Here is an 8,054-nt window from a genome sequence, read left to right as displayed (position 1 = left end):
AGGAAGTGGATCGTCATGTCGGCGGTCGTGACGTCCTGGCCGGGGCCGACGTGCCGGTCGGCCAGCCGGCCGGCAGCGATGTCGATCAGCGTCGCCACCAACCCGCCCTGCAGCGCGCCGCGTCTGTTGACCAGGTCGGGGCGGTTGTCCAGCTCGAGGACCAGGCGTTCGTCGGACTCCTCGACATCTCGGAAGTCCAGTTGGCTGAACAAATGTCCCGGGGTGACCTGCATGCCGAAACGCTAGCACCATTCTCCAGATACGAGAGTTCCATTCTCCCGATAGTCTGGCGTCATGTCAGTACGGACCGCCCTTCGTCCCGGTGTGGTGTCACCGACGCTGCCGGTGCCCAAGTCGATCGTCCGCCCCGAATATGTGGGACGGCCGACCGCGCGAGAGGGTTCCGAACCGTGGGTGCAGACGCCGGAGGTGATCGAGAAGATGCGGGTGGCGGGGCGGATCGCTGCCGGCGCTCTCGCCGAAGCAGGCAGGGCCGTCCGCCCAGGGGTGACCACCGACGCACTCGACCGGGTCGCCCACGACTACATGGTGGACCACGGTGCGTATCCATCGACCCTGGGCTACAGGGGCTTTCCGAAGTCGTGCTGCACGTCGCTGAACGAGATCATCTGCCACGGAATCCCTGACTCGACAGTGGTCGAGGACGGCGACATCGTCAACATCGACGTCACCGCCTACATCGACGGCGTCCACGGCGACACCAACGCGACGTTCCTCGCCGGCGACGTCTCCGAGGAACACCGCCTCCTCGTCGAACGCACCCACGAGGCCACCATGCGCGCGATCAAGGCGGTCAAACCCGGCAGGGCGCTCTCCATCGTCGGCCGGGTCATCGAGGCTTACGCAAATCGCTTCGGCTACAACGTGGTTCGTGACTTCACCGGCCACGGCATCGGCACCACGTTCCACAACGGGCTGGTGGTGCTGCACTACGACCAGCCGGCGGTCGAGACCGTGCTGGAACCGGGAATGACGTTCACCATCGAGCCGATGATCAACCTGGGGACTCTGGACTACGAGATGTGGGACGACGACTGGACGGTGGCCACCAAGGACAAGAAGTGGACGGCGCAGTTCGAGCACACTCTGGTGGTCACTGATTCCGGCGCGGAGATCCTCACCCAGTTGTGAGGCGTGAGTAGCCTGAAGAGATGACCGGGCGGCAGGTGACGGCGGTTGCCGCGGCGACGCTGCTCACGGTGCTGCTCGCAGGGTGTTCACACCTGGTCAGCGGTGCCGCGGTGTGGCCCGGGGCCAAGTTGGAGCGGGCGATGCTCACCGCGGCCGACTTCCCGCCGGGCGTGCGGTACGAGCGCATCGTCAGGGACGCCGGCGAGGAGGACGGCGCCGGCGGGCCCCCGCCGATGCTCTCCTCACCGCAGGGCTGCACCGACGGGTTGACCCGTGACATCGCGTCCACCGCTGAGCGTGGCGCGGGCAGCGCTGCGGAGTACATGGCCGCCTACGACGGTGCGCGAATGGTTTTCACGGTGCTGACCTGGCCGCTGAATCTCGAGCGGTTGGCTGCCACCGCCGAGCGCTGCGCCGAATACAAGACGTTCTTCGAGCCGACGGATCCCGGCATCCCCGTGACCACCGAGCGGCTGCAGACGCCACGCCAGGATGCCCTGGTCTACCGGCAGACGATGTCGCTCGGTGGCCAGCAGAACAGTGTCTACTTCTCGTTCGAGAACGTCGGATCGATGGCGGTCTTCGCCATCGCCTTCCCCACCGAGGATCCGTCGATACCCGTCAAAGGCACGCTCCCGCAGACTTTTCTGGAAATCACCGGAAAACAGGCCGAACGTATGGAAGCGGTCTGACCCGCGTGTCGAGAGCGGGAAAACCTGCCCGCAGGATCCGCTGCTGCCTGTAGCGTGACGCCCGTGCCCTCTCCGCCCGCTGCCACGATCACCGTCGACGGTGTCGCCGTGCCCGTAGAGGTGACCGGCCCCGACAAGGGATCGGCCGTGGTGCTGCTGGCCGCGGCGCACCAGGCGCCCGCCGCGTATGCAGCGGTGTGCGAGCGCCTGCACACCGCCTCGCTGAAGACCATTGTCGTCGGCGCGGATCCGCGGTTGACGGCCAAGTCGGTGGTGGGGATCCTCGACGAACTCGACGTGCGGTGGGCGTTGCTGGTCGGCGATCGGCTGGGCGCGGAGTTGGCGTGGGAGTTGGCCGCGACGCGGCTGGACCGGTTCATCGGGCTGGTGGTCATCGATCGTGGCCACCCGAAGGTCGCCGACCTTGCCGGCGTGATCCGTGACGAGAACTGCCCGCCGGTCGAGCTGAACACGACGGCGCTGGTCAGCACCAATGCCGCGCGGGCGGTCGCCAAGACGAGCCAGCGCTTCGTCTACGGCGACTACCGGGTCGTCGAGCTTCTGGGCCGACGGAACGCGGCTGATTCGACAGCGCAACTGGCCGCCGAGATCGTGATGCGCACCAGCACCTGGTGACGGCGTCAGGCCGTCTCGGGGCGGTCGATCTCGTCCGGCGTCCAGGCCTGTGGCAGACCGGGCTGGCCGGGGAAGAGAAAATCCACGAACGCCTGCGCGGTGGGCTGCGGCTCGTGATTGGCCAGACCCGGCCGTTCGTTGGCTTCGATGAACGCATACTCCGGCTGGGTGACGTCTGGGACGAGCAGGTCGATGCCCGTCACCGGAATGCCGATCGCGGTGGCCGCGGCGATGGCCACCGACCGCAGGTCCGGGTGCACAGTGGCGGTGACGTCGTGGATGGTTCCGCCCTGGTGCAGGTTCGCGGTCCGGCGTACGCGCAATCGCTCGCCTTCGGGCAGGACGTCATCGAACGACCAGCCCGCCTCCCGCACCGTGGCCTCGGTGACGGCGTCGACCGGAATCCGCGACTCACCGCCGGTGACGGCGGCGCGCCTGCGGCTCTGCGCGTCGATCAGCTCCCGAATCGTGTGGCGACCTGTGCCGGTGACCTCGGCGGGCCTGCGCAGTGCGGCGGCGACCACCTTGCCGTCGATCACCACCAGTCGCAGGTCATCACCCTCGGCTCGCTGTTCGATGAGCACCTCGGGATGCTGCTCACGCGCCCGGGCCAGCGCCGCGTCGAGTTCCTCGGCGGTGTTGATCCCCACCGTGATCCCTTTGCCCTGTTCGCCGCGGGTGGGTTTGACGACGACGTCGCCCACCTCGGCGAGGAACTCGTGGTCGGCGTCGTCGAATGTGGCCAGGCGTCCCTTCGGCACTGTGATTCCGGCGTCGGAGACCAGACGCCGGGTCAGGCGCTTGTCGTCGCACCGACTCATCGCGACCGCAGAAGTGTACTCGGACAACGATTCCCGGGTCACGACGCTGCGCCCGCCGTGCGACAGCCGGATCTCGCCGGCCTCGGCGTCGAGCACCTCGACCCAGATCCCGCGACGGATGGCCTCGTCGGCGATGATCCGCGCATACGGATTGAGGTCGTCGACCGTCTCCGGCGGATGGGTGAACAGCGGCTCGTTGATGGCGTTCTTGCGTTTGACGGCCATCACCGGGACCCGGGCGAACCCGAGCTTCTCGTAGAGCGCGATTGCGGCGTTGTTGTCGTGTGCCACCGACAGATCCATGTAGGCGCGGCCGCGGTCTCGGTAGATGTCGCCGAGCTTGCGCGTCAGAGCCGCGCCCACCCCCGGGACGCTCGCCGTCGGATCCACCGCCAGCGTCCACAGACTCGAGCCGTTCTCGGGATCGGAGAACAGCGCCTCGTGATCGACACCGGTCACCGTGCCCAGTATCGCGCCGTCACCGTCGCGAACGGCGACGAGGTAGTCCACCGACGGCTGGCGGGAGTGGTTGTCCCAGATGACATCCAGAGGCGCGGGCACCATGCCGCAGCGTACGTATACGCGGTTCATCTCGTCGGCGTCCTCGCGGCCCTGCAGCGTGCGCACGCTGAACCCGCTGAGCGCCGGCCCGCTGCCGTCACTGTCGGAGAACCGCAGCCGGTAGGTGTGGCTCGGGTCGATGAACAGCTCGGCGGGAGCTTTCGACACCAGAACGTGGGGTTCGCGCGCGTAGATGCAGATGTCGCGGCGGCCGTGCCCCTCCTGGCGTAGCACCTCCGCCAGCTTTTCCGGGTCGGCGAAAGTCTGGCCGAAAATGAGTCGGCCCCAACCGAGTTCGAGCACCACGTCGTCAGCCATCGCATCCACCATGTGCGGGGGCGAGGCGTCGTGGAGGGCGAGCGTGATGCCCTCCGGGTGATCCTGATCGGGATCCGGTCGAGGATCGGCGTCGGTCATGCGGCTGGCCCGTTGATGCCGTGCCGCTGCAGCCACAGTTCGAGGAGCGCGATCTGCCACAGCTCGTTGCCGCGCAGTGGCGTGAGCTTGCCGTTGGGGTCGGCGAGCAGCCTCTCCACGGCCTCGGGCCGGAACAGTCCGCGCTCCTTGGCCTCGGGCGCGTAGAGCGCATCGCGGACCAGATCGAGGTACGGACCCTCGAGGTGGGTGAGCGCGGGCACCGGGAAGTAGCCCTTGGGCCGGTCGATCACATCGGCGGGAACCACTTGGCGAGCAGCCTGTTTGAGCACACCCTTGCCTTCGTAGGCGGTCTTCAGGTGCGGTGGGCAGGTGGCTGCCAGTTCAACCAGCTCGTGGTCGAGGAAGGGTACCCGGCCCTCCAGTCCCCACGCCATCGTCATGTTGTCCACGCGCTTGACCGGGTCGTCGACCAGCATCACGGTGCTGTCCAGGCGCAGCGCCCGGTCGACGCCGGTCTGCGCGCCGGAACGGGCGAAGTGTTCGGCGACGAACAACTCGCTGGGGTCGTCAGCGGTGGCGACGGCAGGCGACACCAGCGACGAGTAGGCCGACTGGTCCCGATCGAAGAACGCCGCTCGGTAGCTGGCCAGCGAACCCGCCACCGACGCGGCAGCCGGCTCGCCCATCGGCGGGTACCAGTGATAGCCGGCGAACACCTCGTCGGCGCCCTGTCCGGATTGCACGACCTTGACGTGCTTGGACACTTCCTGACTCAACAGGTAGAAAGCCACGCAGTCGTGGCTGACCATCGGCTCGCTCATCGCGGCGATGGCGCCGTCGAGCGCGGGCAACATCCGGGCGGTGTCGATGCGGATCTGGTGGTGGTCGGTGTCGAAGCGTTTGGCGATGATGTCGGAGTAGTGGAATTCGTCGCCCTTCACACCGCCGACGGACTCGAAGCCGATCGAGAAGGTCTTGAGACCGTGCTGTCCTGCTTCTGCGAGCAGACCGACGATCAGGCTGGAGTCCACACCACCCGAGAGCAGACAGCCCACCGGCACGTCGGCCACCAGCCGCCGTTTCACGGCGACCCGAAGCGACTCCAGAACGGCGTCCTCCCAGTCCTTTTCCGACCAGTCGGCACGGTCGTTGCGGCGGGTGAAGTCCGGCTCCCAGTATGTCGTGGTGGTGCGGGTCCCGTCGGGCTCGATGGCAACCAGAGAGGCGGGTGGCACCTTGCTGACGCCGCGCAGGATCGTGCGGGGGGGCGGTACCACCGAGTGGAAGGTCATGTAGTGGTGCAGCGCCACCTGATCGATCCGGGTGTCGATGCCACCGCCGGCCAACAGTGCGGGCAGCGAGGATGCGAACCGGATCCGGTTTGGATCCTCGGCGAGGTAGAGCGGCTTGATGCCCAGCCGGTCCCGGCCGAGCAGCACCCGGCCACTGTCCCGTTCGACGATGGCGAAGGCGAACATTCCATGGAGGTGGTCGACGAAGCGGTCACCCCAGTGGTGGTAGCCCTTGAGCAGCACCTCGGTGTCGCTGGTGGAGAAGAAGCGATAGCCGTGACCGTGGAGTTCGTCGCGCAGCTGCTGATAGTTGTAGATGCAGCCGTTCCAGGCGATCGACAAGCCGAGGTCGGAGTCGACCATCGGCTGTGCTCCGGCCTCGGACAGATCGATGATCTTCAGGCGCCGGTGCCCGAGAGCGACCCTGCCTTGCGACCACACTCCCGCGGCATCGGGTCCACGCGGGACCATGACCTCCGCCATCGCAGCGACGGCGCTGATATCTGGGGTTTTTCCGTCGAGGCGTACCTCGCCGGTGGCTCCACACACCTGTTCGACCCTACTCCAGTGTCGGCGGTTCCTCGATCCGACCGAGTGCCCTGCGTCGGGACCCGGCTGGGGTCAGATACCCGACGCAGAGCAGGTCAAACCCGCGTCGGGAGTTGGCGGCGAGAGGCTCGTCACACACCGTCGGCCGGAATGTCGCGGGGTTCGATCCGACCGACGCCCCGGTGGTGCGGACACCCACCACATCGTCTAATGGTCTGGTGTCCTACCTTTGAACATGGCAGTTTGTATAGGCGTGGGAGAAAGTCCGCTGGCGACGCAGACGCCAATGGTCGGAGGTCGACGAGATCGCAACAGGTGTCGCGGCGCTGCCGCACACCAAGGAAGGTCAGGGCGGTACTGATGGGCACACGGGGCATGCTGACAAAAGCCGATCTCGAGCAACTGGTCGCCGCGGGCGACATCGACACCGTGATCGTCGCGTTCTGCGATATGCAGGGCCGGCTGACCGGTAAGCGGATCTCGGCGCGGCTGTTCGTCGAGGACGTCGCCGACCACGGCGCCGAGTGCTGCAACTACCTGCTGGCGGTCGACGTCGACATGAACACCGTCGACGGCTATGAGATCTCCAGTTGGGAAACCGGCTATGGCGACATGGTGATGACACCGGACTTCACCACGCTGCGGCTGCTGCCGTGGCAGCCCGGCACCGCGCTGGTGATGGCGGATCTGTCGTGGACCGACGGCAAGCCGGTGATCCAAGCGCCCCGCAGCATCCTGCGGTCTCAGCTCGACCGGCTCGCCGAGCGCGGTATGGGCGCGATCGCGGCAACCGAGCTCGAGTTCATGGTGTTCGACGACAGCTACCGCGACGCCTGGAAGGCGGGCTATCGCAGCCTGAAACCCGCCACCGACTACAACATCGACTACGCCATGCTGGCCTCGACCCGGATGGAGCCGCTGCTGCGCGACATCCGGGTCGGGATGGAAGGTGCGGGGCTGTACTGCGAGGGCGTCAAGGGGGAGTGCAACCTCGGCCAGCAGGAGATCGGCTTCCGCTATGACGACGCGCTGGTCGTCTGCGACAACCACACCATCTACAAGAACGGTGCCAAGGAGATCGCCGACCAGCACGGCAAGAGCCTGACGTTCATGGCGAAGTTCGATGAGCGCGAGGGCAACAGCTGCCACATCCACATCTCGTTCCGGGGTGATGACGGTTCAGCGGTGTTCGCCGATGAGGACGACGAGCTGGGCATGTCGGCGATGTTCCGCAGTTTCGTCGCCGGGCAACTGGCCACGCTGCGGGAGATGACGCTGTTCTATGCGCCGAACATCAACTCCTACAAGCGTTATGTGGACGGCAGTTTCGCGCCGACCGCGGTCGCATGGGGGATCGACAACCGGACCTGTGCACTGCGGGTGGTCGGCCACGGCCACGGCATGCGGATGGAGTGCCGCTCCCCGGGAGGCGACGTCAACCAGTACCTCGCGGTGTCGGCTCTGATCGCCGGCGGTCTGCACGGTATAGATCAGGGGCTCGAGCTGCCGGATGCCTTGCAGGGCAACGCCTACACCAGTGGTGCCGAGCGGCTCCCGACGACGATGGCCGAAGCGGTGGAGTTGCTCGACAACTCACAGATCGCGCGCGAGGCGTTCGGCGACGATGTCGTGGACCACTACCTGAACTACGCGCGGGTGGAACTCAAGGCGTTCAACTCGGCGGTGACCGACTGGGAGAGGGTGCGCGGTTTTGAGCGGCTGTGACGACGCGGGTGTCCGTCCCGTGGTCGGTTTGACCACGTATCTGCAGCAGGCGCAGACCGGGGTGTGGGACGTGCGGGCCAGCTTCCTGCCGGCCATCTACTTCGAGGGCGTCGGGCTGGCAGGCGGCATGGCGATGCTGCTGCCCCCGCAGCCCGCAGACGAGGCCATCGCCGACCGGGTGCTCGACAGGCTCGACGGCCTGATCATCACCGGCGGCCGCGACGTCGACCCGGCGGCCTACCGCAGCC

Annotated in this window: 8 protein-coding genes; 5 read left to right on the top strand and 3 right to left on the bottom strand. The window is 67.0% G+C overall.

Going from position 1 to position 8,054, the window contains the following annotated elements; translation table 11 throughout:
* The coding region (locus WA965_RS22450; RefSeq protein WP_526448093.1) for a PaaI family thioesterase at window positions 1-233 on the bottom strand (233 nt) is incomplete at its 3' end.
* A 61-nt stretch (window positions 234-294) separates the two neighbouring features.
* Here WA965_RS22450 and map point away from each other — a divergent pair.
* From map to WA965_RS22435, 3 genes are all read left to right on the top strand, one after another.
* A complete protein-coding gene (map, locus tag WA965_RS22445; RefSeq protein WP_526299486.1) occupies window positions 295-1,152 on the top strand; it encodes a type I methionyl aminopeptidase in 858 nt (285 codons plus the stop codon).
* A 20-nt stretch (window positions 1,153-1,172) separates the two neighbouring features.
* On the top strand, window positions 1,173-1,844 hold the full coding sequence (locus WA965_RS22440) for a hypothetical protein (protein WP_526299488.1): 672 nt from the start codon (window positions 1,173-1,175) through the stop codon (window positions 1,842-1,844).
* A gap of 63 nt (window positions 1,845-1,907) precedes the next feature.
* Window positions 1,908-2,480, top strand: coding sequence for an alpha/beta hydrolase (locus tag WA965_RS22435; RefSeq protein WP_526299490.1), 573 nt, complete (start codon window positions 1,908-1,910; stop codon window positions 2,478-2,480).
* Window positions 2,481-2,485: 5 nt separating this feature from the next.
* Here WA965_RS22435 and ngg read toward each other — a convergent pair whose 3' ends face one another.
* The gene (gene ngg / locus WA965_RS22430; RefSeq protein ID WP_526299492.1) at window positions 2,486-4,279 is read right to left on the bottom strand and encodes an N-acetylglutaminylglutamine synthetase; all 1,794 of its coding nucleotides are present in this window, start codon (window positions 4,277-4,279) and stop codon (window positions 2,486-2,488) included.
* A complete protein-coding gene (locus tag WA965_RS22425; RefSeq protein WP_526299494.1) occupies window positions 4,276-6,081 on the bottom strand; it encodes an N-acetylglutaminylglutamine amidotransferase in 1,806 nt (601 codons plus the stop codon). Before WA965_RS22425 ends, ngg begins: the two co-directional genes overlap by 4 nt.
* 360 nt (window positions 6,082-6,441) lie before the next feature.
* Here WA965_RS22425 and WA965_RS22420 point away from each other — a divergent pair, with 360 nt between their 5' ends.
* On the top strand, window positions 6,442-7,806 hold the full coding sequence (locus WA965_RS22420) for a glutamine synthetase family protein (RefSeq protein ID WP_178362279.1): 1,365 nt from the start codon (window positions 6,442-6,444) through the stop codon (window positions 7,804-7,806).
* 19 nt (window positions 7,807-7,825) lie between these two features.
* Window positions 7,826-8,054 (top strand): gamma-glutamyl-gamma-aminobutyrate hydrolase family protein (locus WA965_RS22415; protein ID WP_526448092.1); only part of this gene is annotated, 229 nt, incomplete at its 3' end.

Origin of the sequence: Mycobacterium sp., from assembly GCF_049683935.1 — a bacterium.
GTDB lineage: Bacteria > Actinomycetota > Actinomycetes > Mycobacteriales > Mycobacteriaceae > Mycobacterium.
This window is presented reverse-complemented; position numbering and strand designations above follow the sequence as displayed.